The sequence below is a fragment of the Rhizobium sp. SRI_017 genome, from assembly GCF_057586295.1.
In genome coordinates this window covers 172,147-189,101 of the sequence record NZ_JBYCZP010000006.1, presented here as the reverse complement: position 1 = coordinate 189,101, position 16,955 = coordinate 172,147, and the positions used below count along the sequence as shown (strand labels likewise).

General features: G+C 62.0%; 15 protein-coding genes. 8 read left to right on the top strand and 7 right to left on the bottom strand.

Translation table 11 applies throughout. The features are described from left to right. Positions 1 to 49: 49 nt before the first annotated feature. Positions 50 to 694, top strand: a complete 645-nt coding sequence (locus AC2YI2_RS15725; RefSeq protein WP_487387425.1) for a hypothetical protein — start codon at positions 50 to 52, stop codon at positions 692 to 694. A gap of 5 nt (positions 695 to 699) precedes the next feature. After that, positions 700 to 1,353, top strand: a complete 654-nt coding sequence (locus AC2YI2_RS15720) for a hypothetical protein (RefSeq protein WP_487387424.1) — start codon at positions 700 to 702, stop codon at positions 1,351 to 1,353. A 16-nt stretch (positions 1,354 to 1,369) separates the two neighbouring features. Here AC2YI2_RS15720 and AC2YI2_RS15715 read toward each other — a convergent pair whose 3' ends face one another. From AC2YI2_RS15715 to AC2YI2_RS15690, 6 genes are all read right to left on the bottom strand, one after another. Next, positions 1,370 to 1,879, bottom strand: coding sequence for an N-acetyltransferase family protein (locus tag AC2YI2_RS15715; RefSeq protein ID WP_487387423.1), 510 nt, complete (start codon positions 1,877 to 1,879; stop codon positions 1,370 to 1,372). Positions 1,880 to 2,089: 210 nt separating this feature from the next. After that, positions 2,090 to 2,521 (bottom strand): ester cyclase, encoded by a 432-nt coding sequence (locus AC2YI2_RS15710; protein ID WP_487387422.1) that lies wholly within the window; start codon positions 2,519 to 2,521, stop codon positions 2,090 to 2,092. A 113-nt stretch (positions 2,522 to 2,634) separates the two neighbouring features. Then, positions 2,635 to 4,467: a translational GTPase TypA gene (gene typA, locus AC2YI2_RS15705; protein ID WP_487387421.1), complete on the bottom strand. Its 1,833-nt coding sequence runs from the start codon at positions 4,465 to 4,467 to the stop codon at positions 2,635 to 2,637. Between the two features lie 284 nt (positions 4,468 to 4,751). After that, the gene (locus AC2YI2_RS15700; RefSeq protein ID WP_487387420.1) at positions 4,752 to 8,147 is read right to left on the bottom strand and encodes an acyl-[ACP]--phospholipid O-acyltransferase; all 3,396 of its coding nucleotides are present in this window, start codon (positions 8,145 to 8,147) and stop codon (positions 4,752 to 4,754) included. A 98-nt stretch (positions 8,148 to 8,245) separates the two neighbouring features. Then, positions 8,246 to 8,527, bottom strand: a complete 282-nt coding sequence (locus AC2YI2_RS15695; protein ID WP_487387419.1) for a YiaA/YiaB family inner membrane protein — start codon at positions 8,525 to 8,527, stop codon at positions 8,246 to 8,248. Between the two features lie 30 nt (positions 8,528 to 8,557). Continuing rightward, positions 8,558 to 9,244: a PspA/IM30 family protein gene (locus AC2YI2_RS15690; protein WP_487387418.1), complete on the bottom strand. Its 687-nt coding sequence runs from the start codon at positions 9,242 to 9,244 to the stop codon at positions 8,558 to 8,560. 110 nt (positions 9,245 to 9,354) lie between these two features. Here AC2YI2_RS15690 and AC2YI2_RS15685 point away from each other — a divergent pair, with 110 nt between their 5' ends. Next, entirely contained in the window at positions 9,355 to 9,957 is a 603-nt protein-coding gene (locus AC2YI2_RS15685) for a TetR/AcrR family transcriptional regulator (protein ID WP_487387417.1), read from the top strand. A gap of 103 nt (positions 9,958 to 10,060) precedes the next feature. On the opposite strand, the gene argH is transcribed toward AC2YI2_RS15685, so the two are convergent. Beyond that, positions 10,061 to 11,461 (bottom strand): argininosuccinate lyase, encoded by a 1,401-nt coding sequence (gene argH, locus AC2YI2_RS15680; protein WP_487387416.1) that lies wholly within the window; start codon positions 11,459 to 11,461, stop codon positions 10,061 to 10,063. A 26-nt stretch (positions 11,462 to 11,487) separates the two neighbouring features. Between argH and tlpA the strand changes: the two genes are divergently transcribed. From tlpA to ptsP, 5 genes are all read left to right on the top strand, one after another. Continuing rightward, positions 11,488 to 12,156 (top strand): thiol:disulfide interchange protein TlpA, encoded by a 669-nt coding sequence (gene tlpA, locus AC2YI2_RS15675; protein WP_487387415.1) that lies wholly within the window; start codon positions 11,488 to 11,490, stop codon positions 12,154 to 12,156. A gap of 276 nt (positions 12,157 to 12,432) precedes the next feature. After that, complete coding sequence (locus tag AC2YI2_RS15670) at positions 12,433 to 12,840, top strand: hypothetical protein (RefSeq protein WP_487387414.1); 408 nt, start codon at positions 12,433 to 12,435, stop codon at positions 12,838 to 12,840. Positions 12,841 to 12,848: 8 nt separating this feature from the next. Continuing rightward, positions 12,849 to 13,148, top strand: coding sequence for a hypothetical protein (locus AC2YI2_RS15665; RefSeq protein WP_487387413.1), 300 nt, complete (start codon positions 12,849 to 12,851; stop codon positions 13,146 to 13,148). 156 nt (positions 13,149 to 13,304) lie between these two features. After that, positions 13,305 to 14,579: an aspartate kinase gene (locus AC2YI2_RS15660; RefSeq protein WP_487387412.1), complete on the top strand. Its 1,275-nt coding sequence runs from the start codon at positions 13,305 to 13,307 to the stop codon at positions 14,577 to 14,579. Between the two features lie 93 nt (positions 14,580 to 14,672). After that, positions 14,673 to 16,940 carry a phosphoenolpyruvate--protein phosphotransferase gene (gene ptsP / locus AC2YI2_RS15655; RefSeq protein WP_487387585.1) on the top strand — a complete coding sequence of 756 codons (2,268 nt, stop codon included), beginning with the start codon at positions 14,673 to 14,675 and terminating at the stop codon, positions 16,938 to 16,940. The last annotated feature ends 15 nt before the right edge of the window (positions 16,941 to 16,955 follow it).

Genomic DNA, 16,955 nt, shown 5'->3' with positions numbered 1-16,955 from the left:
GCGAATGAATTGCCGGCATGGCGCGTCAGGTGAGTCAAAGGACATCGCCATGCACCGCTTCATCGTTACACTCCTCGCCGCCCTTGCCTCAATGGCCGCGCCGCTTTCTGCCGGCGCCGCCGAGAGCGTCTATACCGACAGCAGGCTCGACAAATGCGAGAACCTGATCCCCAATCCCGAGCAGATCGACATCGACATGGGCGTCGCCTCCTATAGATGCGACGGCTACAAGGGTTATCCTTTCTATTTTGATGAAAACGATGTCCGGCAAAGCACCTATTTCGGCTATCTGAGCGACGAGATCCTCGCAGGCGCCGGCGAGACTTTCGCGGTGTTCAACCATATCGGCGACAAGATCGAATGGCGGCTGGACGACAAGGGCGTGCCGCGCGCGACCATCCTGCGCTACATCCTGGAACACCAGAATCCCGAGACCACGGAACTGGACAAGGCCTTCTATGGCCAGGTTCTCGTGGTCTCGCGCGTGGGCCAGCCAGACGACATGACCGGGTGTGTGATGGCCTATGTCGACGCCCTGGAGAACACGGACGCGAACGAACTGGCGCGAAAGCTGGCAGACGAGCAGGCACCGACCTTTGCCTGCGGCAAGGAAAAGCCCGGTTTCCACGGCAAGGTCGGCGCCAAGGTCAGCGAGCCGCAGTATAACTATCCCAAACTGAGCGAAGTGAAGTGAAGCCAATGACCGCCCTCCGCGCCGCCATCCGCATCTTCCCCGTCCTGCTCGTGATCGGCTTCGGCGCACCGGCCATGGCCGCAAGCAGCGTCTATACCAATGCCTCGATCGAGAAAGGCTGCATGACTATCGGGACACCGAGCCAGGAAGACATCGATATGGGGAACATGTCGCTCAAGTGTGACGGCTACAAGGATTATCCCTTTTATTTCAACAGCTATGACAGCCGGTCGAGCACCTATTTCGGCCATCTGAGCAAGGAGATTCTCGACGGCGCCGGCGAGACCTTCGAGGTCTTCAACTACTTCGCCGACAATGAAAAGATCGAGTGGCGGCTGGACGACGAAGGCGTTCCGCGCGCGACCATCCTGCGCTACCGGACCCAGAACCTGAACCCGGCGAGCTACGAGCCGGACGCTGAGCATGAGGGCCAGGTTCTCGTCATCTCGCGCGTCGGCCAGCCCGACGACATGACCGGCTGCGTCACAGCCTATGTCGACGCATTGGAAAACAAGAATGCCACTGAAATGGCCCGCAAGCTCGCCGACGTGCAGGCGCCGAACTTCCCCTGCGGCAAGGAGAAGCCGGTCTTCCACGGCAAGAGAGGCGATAGGGCAAGCGAGCCGGTCTACAATTATCCGGAAGCGAAGATCGAATGATAGGCCTAACCGGCGCTCACTGGCGCCAGATGAAGCCCAGCTTCTTCAAGGATCGACCGCCGAATTCTTCCATTCCCTCGGCGACATCCATGCCGCCCATGGCGCGGTAGAAGGTAACCGCGTTCTCGTTTTCTTCGAGGCACCAGACGACGAGACCGGCCATGTTCAGCGCTTTAAGCATCCCGCGGCATTCGCGGAACAGATAGCTGCCGAGACCGATTCCCTGATATTCCGGCAGAAGATAGAGTTCGTAGATCTCACCTTCCTGCTTGAGAGCCTTGACCCGATTCACACCGATCGTCGCATAGCCTGCTATCTTTCCGGCGACCTCAAGCACCACCACCGTCGACGGCCCGCGCGAGGCACGTCGCCACCAATCTTCGCGGCGGCGTTCTATCATCTGCGTCAAGGGCTTATGAGGAATGAGGCCCGCATAGCTTGCGATCCATGCCGTACGATGCACATGGGCAATCGCACGCGCATCCTGCGGCTCGGCTCGCCTCACTTCGATTGCCAACGTCGTCATAGCGTTCATCCACCCTACGCAGACGGCTCATGCCGCGAATACTCATTACAAAGTGGTCACCGCCGAGATTAACGCAATGTTAACCATGGCGGCAAGGCGCAAGTTCCGAATCGCAGGTTAAAAGCCGGGGAGTCATGATAAAACCCGGCAACCGCGTGAGTGCCGGGTTTTCAACAGGAAGGTGGCGCTATGGCCAGAGGCGCCGCTCGATCAGGCGGCCTGCGGCATCGGAATAGCACCGATCTGCATCATCAGGCCCAGCATATCGGCGCTCGACCAGCGCTCGATCACTTTGCCGTTTTCGAATTGAAGGATCGTGATGCCGGGCAACACATAGTCAGCGCCGCTTTTCGGCACACCCATGAATTCGCCGGAATGGCGCCCCGACATGACGAAGCGGCAGGTCATCTTGGCGCCGGTTTCAAACGCGTCGAGCACCTCCAGCTTCGGGCTCGGTTTGCCGTCCTGGGCGAGCGACGCCCAGATCTGCCGATAGAAGCCGGCCACCTCCGCCTTGTTCATTGGTTGCGGCACATAGCCGTGCAGTTTGATATCTTCGTCATAGAGCGACAGATAACCATCGAGATCGCCCGCGTTCCAGCGACCGATGGCTTGGTTGAGCATGTCCATATTCGCAGTCATGACAGCCTCCGGGTTTGCGGCGCAAAGAAAAAGCGCCGTAGATTATACGGCGCTTCCCGCGAATCGGATTTGCTTGTCCGCCAGAACTCAATCTGACCGTAAATTGCCAGCGATCAGGCCGCGCCGGCAGCGCGCTGCTTGTCCATGCGCTTCCGATCGTTGGCGTCGAGATGCATCTTGCGCAGGCGGATCGACTTCGGCGTCACCTCCACCAGTTCGTCGTCCTGGATCCAGGAAAGCGCGCGGTCGAGCGTCATGCGGATCGGCGGCGTCAGCTTGACGGCCTCGTCCTTGTTGACCGAGCGGATGTTGGTCAGCTGCTTGCCCTTGAGAACGTTGACTTCGAGGTCGTTATCGCGGGTATGAATGCCGATGATCATGCCCATATAGACCTTCTCGCCCGGATCGATGATCATCGGACCGCGGTCTTCCAGGTTGAACAGAGCGTAGGCCACGGCCTCGCCCGGCGCATTGGCCAGCAGCACGCCGTTGACGCGGCCGCCAATGTTGCCCTTGAAGGGCTGGTAGGCATGGAACAGGCGGTTCATGATCGCCGTGCCGCGCGTGTCGGTCAGCAGTTCCGACTGGTAGCCGATCAGGCCGCGGGTCGGGGCGAAGAACACGAGACGGACGCGGCCGCCTCCGGAGGGGCGAAGCTCGGCCATTTCAGCCTTGCGCTCGCTCATCTTCTGCACGACGACGCCGGAATGCTCTTCATCGACGTCGATGACGACTTCCTCGATCGGCTCGAGCAGCTGGCCGCTCTCGTCCTTGTGCATGACGACGCGCGGACGCGACACCGCGAGCTCGAAGCCTTCGCGGCGCATGGTTTCGATCAGCACGGCGAGCTGGAGTTCGCCGCGGCCGGAGACGTAGAACGAATCCTTGCCCTCGGCTTCCTCGATCTTCAGCGCGACATTGCCTTCGGCTTCCTTGAGCAGGCGGTCGCGGATGACGCGGGACGTGACCTTGTCGCCTTCGGTACCGGCCAGCGGGCTGTCGTTGACCATGAAGGACATGGTGACGGTCGGCGGGTCGATCGGCTGCGCGTGCAATGCCTCGGTCACGCTGGGGTCGCAGAACGTGTCGGCGACCGTGCCCTTGGAGAGGCCGGCGATGGCAACGATATCGCCTGCATGGGCTTCATCGATAGGGGTCCGCTCGATGCCGCGGAAGGCGAGGATCTTCGAGATGCGGCCGTTTTCGATCAGCTTGCCATCCTGGCCGATGACCTTGACGGACTGGTTCGGCTTGATCGAGCCCGAATGGATGCGACCGGTGATGATGCGGCCGAGGAAGGGGTTGGCTTCGAGGATCGTGCCGATCATGCGGAAAGCGCCGTCTTCGTCGCCGACACTCGGCTCCGGCACATGCTCGATGACGAGATCGAGCAGTGGCGCGAGGCCCTGGTCCTTCGGACCTTCCGGGTTGACGTTCATCCAGCCATCGCGGCCCGAGCCGTAGAGGATCGGGAAGTCGAGCTGTTCATCAGTCGCGTCGAGATTGGCGAAGAGGTCGAAGACCTCGTTGATGACTTCCTCATGGCGGCCATCGGGACGGTCGATCTTGTTGATCGCGACGATCGGGCGGAGACCAACTTTCAGTGCCTTTGAGACCACGAACTTGGTCTGCGGCATCGGGCCTTCCGACGAGTCGACCAGAACGATCGCGCCGTCGACCATCGACAGAATACGCTCGACTTCACCGCCGAAGTCGGCGTGGCCGGGCGTGTCGACGATATTGATGCGATGGCCCTTCCACTCGATCGACGTCGCCTTGGCAAGAATGGTGATGCCGCGCTCTTTTTCGAGATCGTTGGAGTCCATCATGCGCTCGACGGTGCGCTGGTTATCACGGAAGGAGCCCGACTGCTTCAGGAGCTCGTCGACGAGCGTCGTCTTGCCATGGTCAACGTGTGCGATAATCGCGATATTTCGCATTTTCATCTGATGGGTCTCTGAAGTTTGTGGCGGGCACGAGGGCGCGCAATTCAATTTGGCGGGCTCATACCCCTTTTTTTGCATTTGCGAAAGGGGTGGAGGCGCAATCTATCGAACGCGCTTAACAGCAATGCGACGAATGCAGGGCTTGGGGACTATCTTGTTGCCCCTCATCCGCCTGCCGGCACCTTCTCCCCGCACGCGGGGAGAAGGGATCAGTGGCACCGTCGACGCCTCCAGCGTCCCCTCTCCCCGCCTGCGGGGAGAGGGTCAGGGTGAGGGGCAACCCCTCACGCCACCTGGCTCGCCACCACCGGCTCCAGTGCCAGCTTCCGCGCCTCGACGAAATCCACTTTGCCCGAGCCCAGCACCGGCACCTTGCCGATGCGCACCTCGGCCGGAACCATGATGTCCATCGCGTTCTTCGACTTGGCATAGGCGAGGAATTCGGCGCGTGTCGCATTCGGCGCGTCGGTCAGCAGGATCAGGCGCTCGCCCTTCTTCTGGTCGGGGATAGCCGAGACTGCCGAGAGCTGGCCCGGCCAGAGGCTGCCGGCCAGTGCCTCCACGGCGGCGAGCGACACCATTTCGCCGGCGATCTTGGCGAAGCGCTTGGCGCGGCCCTTGATGCGGACGAAGCCGTCGGCGTCGATGGTGACGATGTCTCCCGTATCATGCCAGCCGTCCGGCAGGGGTTCGAGCACGCCGGGATTTTCGGCCCTGAGATAACCGGCCATGACGTTCGGGCCCTTGAGATAGAGCCGGCCGCCTTCCTCGATGCCGGGCACCGGTTCGAGCTTCCATTCCATGCCCGGCATGATCTTACCGACCGTGCCCGACTTGTTGTACATCGGCGTGTTGATCGATACGACCGGCGCGGTCTCGGTCACGCCATAGCCTTCCAGGATGCGCAGGCCGAACTTCTCCATATAGGTCTCGCGGGTCGAGGCCTTGACCGGCTCGGCGCCCGAGAAGATGTAGCGGATCGAGCGGAAATCGTAGGGATGCGCGGTCCGTGCATAGCCCGACAGGAAGGTGTCGGTACCGAAGATGATGGTGGCGTTGGAGATATAGATCAGTTCCGGCACGATGCGATAGTGCAGCGGCGACGGATAGAAATAGATCGGTACGCCGGAAATCAGCGGCAGGATGGTGCCTGCGGTAAGACCGAAGGAGTGGAACACCGGCAGGATGTTGAACACCTTGTCGCCTGAATGGAAATCGATGCGCGCGGCCGCCTGCGCAGCATTCGACAGGATGTTGCGGTGGGTCAGCACCACGCCCTTGGGCGAGCCCTCCGAACCCGATGTGAACAGGATCACCGCCGGATCATCCGGATTGCGCTTGACGAGCGGACGCGCCTTGCGGAAATAGCCGACGAGCTTGTCCGTGAAGCCCACCTCCGCACGGAGGTCATCGAGCCAGACGATCTTCACCTGTTTCTGCATTTCCTCGATCACCGGTCCCAGCTTGGCCTGGGTGACGAAGGCCCGCGAGGTCAGGACGTACTCGACCTTGGCTGCAGTGCAGGCCGACAGGAGATTGGCCGCCCCGGCCGTGAAGTTCAGCATCGCCGGCACCTTGCCCGCCGACATCACGCCGAACAGGGTGGCTGCGGCGCCGTTTGCATTGGGCAACATCACGCCCAGCGTCTCCTGGTTCGGGAACATCGTCCTGAACTTCGCCGCGAGCACGGCAGCGCCGGTCAGCAGCTTGCCATAGGTCAGCTTGCCGGTGACCGGATCCTCGACGGCGAGTGTGCCCATGCCGCGATCCCGGGCTGTTTCGACCACCCGCTGCAGCACGGTCGACGAGGTGTTCGACGTCTGGAACATCAGGTCGGACATGATCTGGTAGAGGGCCGCGCCAGCGGCGATGCGGCGCGCGCGGCCCTTGAGTTCGGCCGGCACCTCGAGCTTGCGCGGCTCCAAGATGGTCACCTTCACCTTCGGGAACCAGCGGCGGCGCACCTTGTCATCGTTGAGATAGGTGAAGTAGCTCTTTTCCAGGCCGTCGATGCGGACCGGCACGACCATCGAACCGGTCTTGTCGGCCACCATGGCGGCGCCGTCATAAACCTTCATAAGCGTACCGGTGACGGTCAGACGACCCTCCGGGAAGATGCCGATCGGATTGCCGTCCTGGACGATCTTGATCAGCGTGCGCGTCGCCATCGGCTTGGTCGGGTCGAGCGGCAGGAACTTGGCGAATTTCAGGAACGGCTTGACCCACCAGGCCTGCGCGATCTTGTAATCGACGGCGAAGGTCGGCTCTTCCTCGGTGATGGCGAGCGCCAGGGCGCCGTCGAGCAGGCTGACATGGTTGAGCGCGATGATCGGCGCCTTGCCGGCCTTCTTGATATTTTCCAGACCCTCGACCTCGAGCCGCATGAAGGCGCGGAAGATGATCGAGATGAGGTCGCGGAACGGATTGGTCGGCAGCGTCTTCAGCATCAGCCAGGCGATGCCGAGATTGAGCACCGAGAGGCCGAGCACGATCGCCGGCACCGACAGCCCGAGTGCCTGCAGTACGGCGACCAGGCCGAGGCCCGAGGCGATGAACAGCGCTGACAATACATTGGCCGCACCGATGACACGGGCTCGATGGTCTTCATGCGCCCAGGTCTGCATCGCGGCAAAGGTCGGCACGGCGAGGAAGGCGCCGCCGATCGCCATACCGGCAAGATCCACCGCCACCCGGATGGTATTTTCGCCGGCGAAGAAGCCGGTGATCGTCTCGGCATGAGTGACGGACGCGAGGCCCCACAGATTCCAGGCAAGATCGAGACCAAAGAACGCGACGATTGCCGTACCGACAGGCGCCGGCAGCAGCACCACGCGGCCCGCCGACATCCACCCGGCAATGGCCGAACCCACGGCGATCGAAATGGCGAAGACCGCGAGATAGGCCGGCACGACGATCTCGGACCCACCGAGAATATCCTTCACCATGATCGGCAGCATGGTCATGACGAAGGCGCCGACGAACCAGAACCAGCAATTCATCAGCGCCGCGCGCCAGATGCGCTGATCGGCGCGGAGCTCGTTGACCAGTGTCACGCTCGAACGGAAGACGTTTTTGTCGATCACGAGGTCCGGCGCCTTGGCGCCCGTCTTCGGGATCATGCTGGCCGCAAACCAGCAAAGCACCGCGAGGCCCATCATCAACGGGCCGAAGACCCAGAGGCTACCCTCACCGCTGAAGGAAACCGCAGCGGCAATCGTGCCGGTCAGGATGGCGATGAAGGTACCGCCCTCTATCCAGGCATTCGCCGCGGGCAGTTCGCGGCGTTCGAGATGATCGGGCAGGATGCCGTATTTGATCGGCCCGAACAGCGCCGAGATGACGCCGAAGCCGAAGAGTGCCACCATCAGCACCCAGATCGAAGAAAAGGCGATGCCGGCAACCGCAAGCGCGGCGACGCCGATCTCGGCGCGCTTCAGCCGCTCGGCGATGACGGCCTTGTCGTGTTTGTCGGCGAGCTCACCGCCGATTGCCGACAGAACCAGGAAGGGCAGGATGAAGATGCCGCCCGCAACCGCAACCAGCGCGCCACCCTCGGCCGCCATCTGGTACATGATCAGGAACACAAGCGTGTTCTTGAGGAAATTGTCGTTGAAAGCCGAGAGGAACTGCGTCCAGAACAAAGGTGCGAACTGGCGCGAGGTCATCAAATTGCGTTGCATCGGGATTTTCCCTTTTCGCGGTCGGGCGTAGACAAGCCGCAGAGTGGTTAGTCAAAGGTTGATTTTGAAAAACAACCCTGCGGCGAGGTTAATGCGAATTAACTCGCGTCGTTACGATTGATATTGAGCAGCAGCTTTTCGGTCTTGGCGTCTTCGACCTTGCGGATCAGCTTCTCGGACTCGGCATTGTCGCGGATGGTCTTGGTGACATTCACTGTGGTCTGCACGAGCATCAGGATGCCCATGGCGAGATAGCCCTTCCCCCACAGGTCGAGCGGCATCATGTAGATGCCGAGCGCCAGCATGAAGGCCGCGGTACCGAAGCTCAAATAGGAGAAGCTGACCCACGTGGAAGAATGCTTCTGAAAACTCTCGGTCATTGTTGTATCCCTTGTCCAGTGTTGTGACGGTCAGGCTGCATCGTTCATTCGCCCGCGAAGGCGGGCCAGAATGGCGTCGGCGTCCGGCGTCAGCGGTGCGCCGCATCCCGCCTTGGCAAGTTTCTCGATAATGGCCGAGGGGTCGGTCCCCGCATCCATCTCGCGCAGCGCCTCGGCGGTCGTGTCGATCTCCTGTTGGCGGGTGCGGAGCCGGAGCAGCGTCTCCTCGGCTTCGGAAAGCGTCGCGAGGCCTGATGTCGAGGCCGAACGATCGAGCTTTTGGGTCTGCTCGTTGGCGCGAGCGATGCGCTCGCCGCGATGCAGGTCCCTGAGCCGCGCTTCAGAGGCGCGGACCACCGACCGCATCCGCTCAATCGATGTCTGGAAACGTGCTTGCGCCTTTTCCGACGCCGCGCATTCTGCCTCCAGCCAGCCGATCGCCTCGGCCGCCTCGCGGGCCAGCTTTTCATTGCCTTTGGTAAGCGCCGCGATCGCGCGGGTCTCGAGATCGGCGATACGGGAGAGTGTTATCTTGTGCTGCTCGACCTCCTGTTCGTTCTGGGCGATGGCGATCGCGACCGCCCGGCGGGCGGACTGGATTGCTTGGGCCGCGTCGCGAATCTGCTGGCCGAGCAGCGGGATTGCGTTTCTGTCGAGGAATTCCTGCTCGGCCTCGAAAGCACGGCCGCGCAGCAGAGTGAGAATATGTTTGAACATTCCGGATCCTCCGTCTATGAACAGTGTTCACAATTAAGTTCTGACACAAAGACGAACAATGTTCAAGAATTATTCTGAACGGCGTTCACGAATCGGAAGGCAAATGGTTAATGGCCGGTAAACGCGAACTGAAGCGGGAGGATCTCAAGGCGCGGCTGATCGCCGCCGCGCGCAATCGCATTGCAGAAAGCGGCCTCGCAAACCTCCGTGCGCGCGACGTCACCCAGGATGCCGGCTGCGCGCTCGGCGGCCTCTACACCGCCTTTCGTGACCTCGACGAACTGATTCTGCACGTCAATTCCGAGACGCTGGGCACGCTGGAGCAGGATCTCGTGACCGAACTCGCCGGCGAAGCCGATCCGGCGAAACAGCTACGCATCCTGGCCCATGGCTACCTGCGCTTCGCGCTCGGCCAACGCAATCTCTGGACGGCGCTCTTCGAGCATCGGCTGCCCGACGGGGTCGAAGCCCCGAGCTGGCATCTCGACAAGCACATGTTCCTGATCCAGTTCATCGCCCGGCCGCTCGCCGCGCTCAACCCTGACCTGGCCGAGGAAGACCTGCATATCAGAGCGCTGACGCTGTTCAGCGCCGTGCATGGCATTATCTCGATCAGCCTGGAGGCTCGCTTCGTCGGCCTGCCACGCGGCCGGCTCGAAAGCGAGCTCGACCAGTTCGTGACGCTGCTGGCGGCCGGGTCCAGGACGTCCTGAAACGCAAGCTCCCGCCGAAGCACTAAGCTCGTGCAGAGGGCTCCTCATCGCCTCAGATAGGTCCCCCGCTTCTCCCCGGTAGGTCGAAGTCGGAGATTCGATCTCAGTTCCGCGCCCGCCACCATGCGATCTGTTCTCGCACCCGATCAGGCGCCGTGCCGCCATAGCTCTTGCGTGAGGCGACGGAGGCCTCGACCGTTACGACCTCGAACACCTTGTCGGTGATTCCAGGATGGATAGCCTGCAATGCATCGAGCGGAAGATCCCATAGATCGCATGCCGTGCTTTCCGCGAGCGCCACGACGCGGCCGGTGACGTGGTGGGCTTCGCGGAAGGGCAGACCGAGTTCGCGGACCAGCCAGTCGGCGAGGTCGGTGGCGGTGGAATAGCCGGCGCCGGCGGCGGCCTTCATCTTCGCTTCGTTCACGGTCATGTCGGTCACCATGCCGGTCATCGCGGCGATGGCGAGTTCGAGGTTTTCGGCTGCGTCGAAGACCTGTTCCTTGTCTTCCTGCATGTCCTTGGAATAGGCGAGTGGCAGGCCCTTCATCACGGTCAGCAGCGCCACCAGCGAGCCGTTGATGCGGCCGGTCTTGGCACGCACCAGCTCGGCCGCGTCAGGATTCTTCTTCTGTGGCATGATCGAGGAGCCGGTGGAAAAGGCGTCGGAGAGCCGGATGAAACCGAATTGCGGCGTGCACCAGATGACGATTTCCTCGGCGAAACGCGAGAGATGGACGGCGCAGATCGCTGCGATCGACAGGAGTTCGAGCGCGAAATCGCGGTCCGAGACGGTGTCGATCGAATTGCGGGTCGGTTCGCGGAAGCCGAGCGCCTTGGCGGTCATGTGGCGGTCAATCGGATAGGGCGTGCCGGCGAGTGCAGCGGCGCCGATCGGGCTTTCGTCGAGATGTTCGATGGCATGGCGCACGCGCTGGCGGTCGCGGCCGAACATTTCGACATAGGCCATGCAATGGTGGCCGAAAGTCACCGGCTGCGCGGTCTGGAGATGGGTGAAGCCGGGCATGACGGTGGCTGCATGCTTGTCCGCCTTGTCGAGAAAGGCTGCAATCAGCCCGGTCAGAGCCTTCTCGGTGCGTTCCAGCTCGGCCTTGACCCAGAGCCGGAAATCGAGGGCGACCTGGTCGTTGCGCGAGCGGGCGGTGTGGAGCCGTCCGGCGGCCGGGCCGATGATGGCGGCCAGCCGGCTTTCGACATTCATGTGGATGTCTTCAAGTTTGCGTGAGAACTCGAAGGCGCCGCTTTCAATCTCGCCCTGGATTTGCTTCAAGCCGGCAACAATCTTGTCGCGATCGTCAGCCGAGATGATGCCTTGCGCGGCCAGCATCGTGGCATGGGCGATTGAACCTGCTATGTCCTGCGCATAAAGCTTCTTGTCGAAGCCGATCGAGGCATTGATCTCCTCCATGATGGCCGAGGGACCGGCGGCGAAGCGGCCGCCCCACATCTGGTTGGAGGTCGTGTTGGAATTGCCTGATGACATGGCGCTAACCTGAGAAGAACGAGTGCATGACTGAGGAAAGAAGTCGGGGCTATCTCCCTTCCCTGAAAATGGTGGCGATCGCGGCCTTTGCGGGCCTGCTTGCCGGTGCTGTCGCCGTTTACATGAGAGGGGCGGCCGATGGCAATGGCTTGAACATCGCCGCGGCGGAATGCGCGGCCGCAAAGGACGTTATCGCCCGTCTCGATCCACTCGCCAAGGGCCAGGTCGCTGCCTTCATCACCGAGAAGAACGGCCGCAATCTGACGCTTCCGCCCTTCAAAGGACCTGACGGCAAGGACATCACGCTCGCCGCCTATGCCGGCAAGGTGCAACTGATCAATCTCTGGGCCACCTGGTGCGTACCCTGCCGCGAGGAAATGCCGGCGCTCAACGCGCTGCAGAAGGCGCTCGGCGGCGACAAATTCCAGGTCACCGCGATCAACCTGGACACCGGCGACGCATCGAAGCCGAAGGACTTCCTGGCCGAAGAAAAGATCGACGCGCTGCCGTTGCATCACGACGCGACGCTGTCGAGCTTCAATCAGCTCAAGAAAGCCGGCTTGACGATCGGCCTGCCGGTCAGTGTGCTGGTTGACGGCAAGGGCTGCATGCTGGGTGCGCTGAGCGGCCCCGCGGCCTGGGAGAGCGACGATGCCAAGGCATTGATCAGGGCGGCGATGGGCGAGGGGGTTTGAAGCTCGCGTTGGTTCCCGCATTCGCCGGTTCATCGAGGGTTTCAGCCTCTTCCCCGAGCACGGAACAGTCCGCGACGAACTGGAGCCGGTTTGAGGATTGTTGGTTTCGAACGCCGGATAAGTATCGCGTTCAAAGTAAGTGGCGATGAGGTTATCGTCGCCCGTATTCTCTACGCTGGCCGACAACTGCAACGAAACGAATAATCCCGCCTCTTCCCCCGTTCCTTTTTCGGGCTGTGCTGCGTTTCCACCAGCATATGGGGCATACAGATGCGGATGTACGTCATTGGAGTCATGGTCGGCGTGATCGGACTGGTCGCGGCCAATCAGGTGCAAGCAGATGAGCATTGCGGACTGAAGAGCGCCTCGGTTCTCAAGGTCCAGCGCTGGAATGTCGAAAAGACCAAGTTCGGCAAATACGAGGTCGAGGTCTATCTCGACTCGATGGATCCCAAGGTGATCAAGAATGTCAGCGGCTCGATCGAGTTCTTCGCCGGCAAGGACCACGTTCTGACGCTGCCTCTGAGATTTCCCTATCAGCTTCAGCTCAAGAGCCATTTCCTGCAGAGCTTCGAACGGCGGACGCTGCCGGTACCCATCCTCGCCAATGCGCCCGATGTCGAGGCTTTCGCCTGTGTCGCTGCGATCAACTACGCCGATGGATCCGGCGTCATCATCAACTGAGGTCTGTCATGCCAGCCACGGCACCGCTGATGAACATCATCATGAGGGATGGGACCCGCCACTTCCTGGCCCTGCGTGAAAATGCCCGCGCCGAGGATATCCGCGCGAAACTCGAGGCCATCCCGGGTGTCCGGGTCTGCCAGCTTTCGCGGGGCGGCTTCGAATGGTGGATGTCTTTCCAGTGCATGGGCTGGCGCTTTGCGATCAACAATCCCTTTGGCGAGCTCTGGTTCTTCGCCAATGATCCCGCCTGCCCCGAGGACATCCTTCGCTGTCTCAGCCGGCGCATTTCGGCAGCGCTGTCATAGCGCTGCGATGCGGCGTACCGATAGGGCGCCTTCAGCCATTGAATCTCAAGACTGCATCCGATAAGAGACCGCCGAAATCCACGAGGGAGCTCGCGGATATGACGCAGGATGCGCGGCCGATTGCGAGCCGCGTCAGGGACCGGAAGCGAAAAGGGCATGGCACGTATCGTAATGAAGTTCGGCGGAACCTCCGTCGCGGATCTCGACCGGATTCATAACGTTGCCCGCCACGTCAAACGCGAAGTCGAGGCCGGTCACGAGGTTGCCGTCGTGGTCTCCGCCATGTCGGGCAAGACCAACGAACTGGTCGGCTGGGTGCAGGGCATGGCCAAGGCGACCGGCGCCAACACGCCTTTCTATGACGCACGCGAATATGATGCGATCGTCGCTTCGGGCGAACAGGTGACGTCGGGGCTGCTGGCCATTGCGCTACAGTCCATGGGCATCAATTCCCGCTCCTGGCAGGGCTGGCAGATCCCGATCAAGACCGACAGCGCCCATGGCGCGGCCCGCATCATGGATATCGAAGGCGCCGAGATCATCCGCCGGATGGCAGAGGGCCAGGTGGCCGTTGTCGCCGGCTTCCAGGGCCTCGGCCCGGATAACCGGATCGCGACGCTCGGCCGTGGCGGCTCTGACACATCTGCCGTTGCCCTCGCTGCTGCGCTGAAGGCCGATCGCTGCGACATCTATACCGATGTCGACGGTGTCTACACCACCGACCCGCGGATCGAGCCCAAGGCGCGCCGCCTCAAGAAGGTCGCCTTCGAGGAAATGCTGGAAATGGCGTCCCTCGGCTCCAAGGTGCTGCAGGTCCGCTCCGTCGAACTCGCCATGGTGTTCAAGGTTCGCACTTTCGTGCGATCGTCTTTCGAGGATCCCGATGCGCCGGGCATGGGTGATTTCGACAATCCCCCCGGCACGCTGATTTGTGATGAGGAAGAAGTCTTGGAACAGGAAGTCGTAACCGGCATCGCATTCGCCAAGGATGAAGCACAGATATCGCTGCGCCGCGTCGCCGACCGGCCGGGCGTGTCTGCTGCAATCTTCGGCCCGCTCGCCGAGTCTCATATCAATGTCGACATGATCGTGCAGAACATCTCGGAAGATGGTTCGCGCACCGACATGACCTTCACCGTGCCCACCGGCGATCTCGACAAGGCGCTCGCGGTGCTCGGCAAGGAGAAGGAAAAGGTCGGTTTCGACGTGATTCAGTCTGAAGCCGGCCTGGTCAAGGTGTCGGTCATCGGCATCGGCATGCGCAGCCATGCCGGCGTTGCCGCCCAGGCCTTCGCGGCACTCGCCTCCAAGGGCATCAACATCAAGGCGATCACGACGTCTGAAATCAAGATTTCAATCTTGATCGATGGTGCCTATGGAGAACTCGCGGTTCGCACTTTGCATTCGGCCTACGGACTGGATAAGAAGTAGTTATTGCGAGGAGGGCTCGGCTATCTGGGGATGTGATTCGATCTGGGTGCCGGCTCTTCGAGATGAAACCGAGAGTAGGAGAGCGCCCAGGTGATCAGAGACCTTGCTGCCGGCCCGCGCATCCTGCTTCGGCGGCTGAGGGAACTCACCGCCGAGCCGCTTGAACCGCAGGATCGCCTCGACAAGATCGTCACGCAGATCGCCCGCAACATGGTTGCGGAAGTGTGCTCGGTCTATGTGTTGCGCGCTGACGGCGTGCTCGAACTCTATGCGACCGAAGGCCTGAACAAGGAATCCGTCCACCACGCCCAGCTGAAGATGGGCGAAGGCCTTGTCGGCACCATCGCGGCGTCGGCCCAGCCGCTCAATCTTTCAGACGCGCAGAGCCATCCGGCCTTCGCCTACCTGCCGGAAACCGGTGAAGAACTGTTCCAGTCCTTCCTCGGCGTGCCGATCCTGCGCGCCGGCCGTTCGCTCGGCGTTCTCGTGGTCCAGAACCGCTCCCAGCGCCACTATTCGGACGACGAGGTCGAGGCGCTCGAAACCGTCTCCATGGTGCTTGCCGAGATGGTGGCGAGCGGCGACCTCAAGAAACTCACCCAGCCCGGCCAGGAACTCGACCTCACCCGTCCGGTCACCATCAACGGCGAATCCTATGCAGACGGCATCGGGCTTGGCTATGTCGTGCTGCATGACCCGCGCGTCGTGGTCACCAATCTGCTGAACGATGACGTCGACCTGGAACTCAATCGTCTTTCGGAGGCGCTCGGCTCGCTGCGCATCCATATCGACGACATGCTGTCGCGCCGCGAAGTGTCGATGGAGGGCGAGCACCGCGCGGTGCTCGAGGCCTACCGCATGTTCGCGCATGACCGCGGCTGGGTGCGCAAGCTCGAAGAGGCGATCCGCAACGGTCTGACGGCCGAAGCCGCCGTCGAGCGTGTGCAGAGCGAAACCCGCGCCCGCATGATGCGTCTCACGGATCCCTATCTCCGCGAGCGCATGCACGATTTCGACGACCTCGCCAATCGCCTGCTGCGCCAGCTGGCCGGGTTTGGCGCGCATGCGGCAGCGGATGCCTTCCCCAACGACGCCATCGTCGTCGCCCGCGCCATGGGTGCCGCCGAACTGCTCGACTATCCGCGCGCCAATCTGCGCGGCCTCGTCCTCGAAGAGGGCGCCGTTACCAGCCATGTGGTGATCGTCGCCCGCGCCATGGGCATTCCCGTCGTCGGCAGTGCCGAGGGCGTGACGGCGCTTACGGAAAAGGGCGATGCCGTCATCATCGATGGCGAAGACGGCAAGGTGCATCTGCGTCCTGCGCAGGATGTGCAGCGCGCCTATGAGGAAAAGGCCCGCTTCCGCGCCCGCCGCCAGGAACAGTTCCGTGCGTTGCGCTCCGTCGAGCCGATGACGCGCGACGGCAAGCGCATCAGCCTCAACATGAATGCCGGCCTGCTGGTCGATATGCCGCAACTGGTTGAGTCAGGCGCCGAGGGCATCGGCCTGTTCCGCACCGAGTTGCAGTTCATGATCGCCTCGACCATGCCGAAGGGCGAGGAACAGGAAGCCTTCTACCGCAGTGTCATCAAGCAGACGGGGGGGCGGCCGGTCACCTTCCGTACGCTCGATATCGGCTCCGACAAGGTCGTGCCCTATTTTCAGGCGGCCAAGGAAGAGAATCCGGCACTGGGCTGGCGGGCGATCCGGCTGGCGCTGGACCGGCCGGGCTTGCTCCGCACCCAGCTCCGCGCGCTTCTCAAGGCGGCGGCCGGCGTCGAGCTCAAGGTCATGATCCCGATGGTGACCGAGGTCGATGAGCTCCGCCAGGCGCGCGCGCTGCTGCAGAAGGAAGTGCAGCATCTCTCCAAGTTCGGCCATGCGCTGCCCAAGAAGCTGCAATATGGCGCCATGCTGGAAGTGCCGGCGCTGATGTGGCAGCTCGACGAGCTGATGGCCGAAGCCGATTTCGTCTCTGTCGGGTCGAATGACCTCTTCCAGTTCACCATGGCGGTCGACCGGGGCAATGCCCAGGTCGCCGAGCGGTTCGACATTCTCGGGCGGCCATTCCTCCGGCTGCTGCGCGACATCGTCCGTGCCGGCGAGCGCAATAATACGCCGGTGACGCTGTGCGGCGAGATGGCCGGGCGGCCGCTTTCCGCAATGGCATTGCTCGGCCTCGGCTTCCGCTCGGTATCGATGTCTCCGGCGTCGATCGGCCCGATCAAGGCGATGCTGCTCGGCCTCGATGTCGATGCGCTCTCGACGGTCATGAACGAGGCGCTCGACCGGCCCGGTCTGGGAATGCCGATGCGCGAAGTGCTCAAGCGTTTCGCCGAAACCCACAATATCCCCCTTTAGCTGAACAGAGATCAT

Excerpts from the sequence above, each read along its gene's own strand:
- AC2YI2_RS15710 (WP_487387422.1), bottom strand. The coding sequence starts at position 2,521 with ATGACTGCGAATATGGACATGCTCAACCAAGCCATCGGTCGCTGGAAC.
- AC2YI2_RS15670 (WP_487387414.1), top strand. The coding sequence starts at position 12,433 with ATGTACGTCATTGGAGTCATGGTCGGCGTGATCGGACTGGTCGCGGCC.
- AC2YI2_RS15700 (WP_487387420.1), bottom strand. The coding sequence starts at position 8,147 with ATGCAACGCAATTTGATGACCTCGCGCCAGTTCGCACCTTTGTTCTGG.
- AC2YI2_RS15660 (WP_487387412.1), top strand. The coding sequence starts at position 13,305 with ATGGCACGTATCGTAATGAAGTTCGGCGGAACCTCCGTCGCGGATCTC.
- AC2YI2_RS15725 (WP_487387425.1), top strand. The coding sequence starts at position 50 with ATGCACCGCTTCATCGTTACACTCCTCGCCGCCCTTGCCTCAATGGCC.
- AC2YI2_RS15720 (WP_487387424.1), top strand. The coding sequence starts at position 700 with ATGACCGCCCTCCGCGCCGCCATCCGCATCTTCCCCGTCCTGCTCGTG.
- AC2YI2_RS15685 (WP_487387417.1), top strand. The coding sequence starts at position 9,355 with ATGGCCGGTAAACGCGAACTGAAGCGGGAGGATCTCAAGGCGCGGCTG.
- argH (WP_487387416.1), bottom strand. The coding sequence starts at position 11,461 with ATGTCATCAGGCAATTCCAACACGACCTCCAACCAGATGTGGGGCGGC.
- AC2YI2_RS15715 (WP_487387423.1), bottom strand. The coding sequence starts at position 1,879 with ATGACGACGTTGGCAATCGAAGTGAGGCGAGCCGAGCCGCAGGATGCG.
- AC2YI2_RS15665 (WP_487387413.1), top strand. The coding sequence starts at position 12,849 with ATGCCAGCCACGGCACCGCTGATGAACATCATCATGAGGGATGGGACC.
- typA (WP_487387421.1), bottom strand. The coding sequence starts at position 4,467 with ATGAAAATGCGAAATATCGCGATTATCGCACACGTTGACCATGGCAAG.
- tlpA (WP_487387415.1), top strand. The coding sequence starts at position 11,488 with ATGACTGAGGAAAGAAGTCGGGGCTATCTCCCTTCCCTGAAAATGGTG.
- AC2YI2_RS15695 (WP_487387419.1), bottom strand. The coding sequence starts at position 8,527 with ATGACCGAGAGTTTTCAGAAGCATTCTTCCACGTGGGTCAGCTTCTCC.
- AC2YI2_RS15690 (WP_487387418.1), bottom strand. The coding sequence starts at position 9,244 with ATGTTCAAACATATTCTCACTCTGCTGCGCGGCCGTGCTTTCGAGGCC.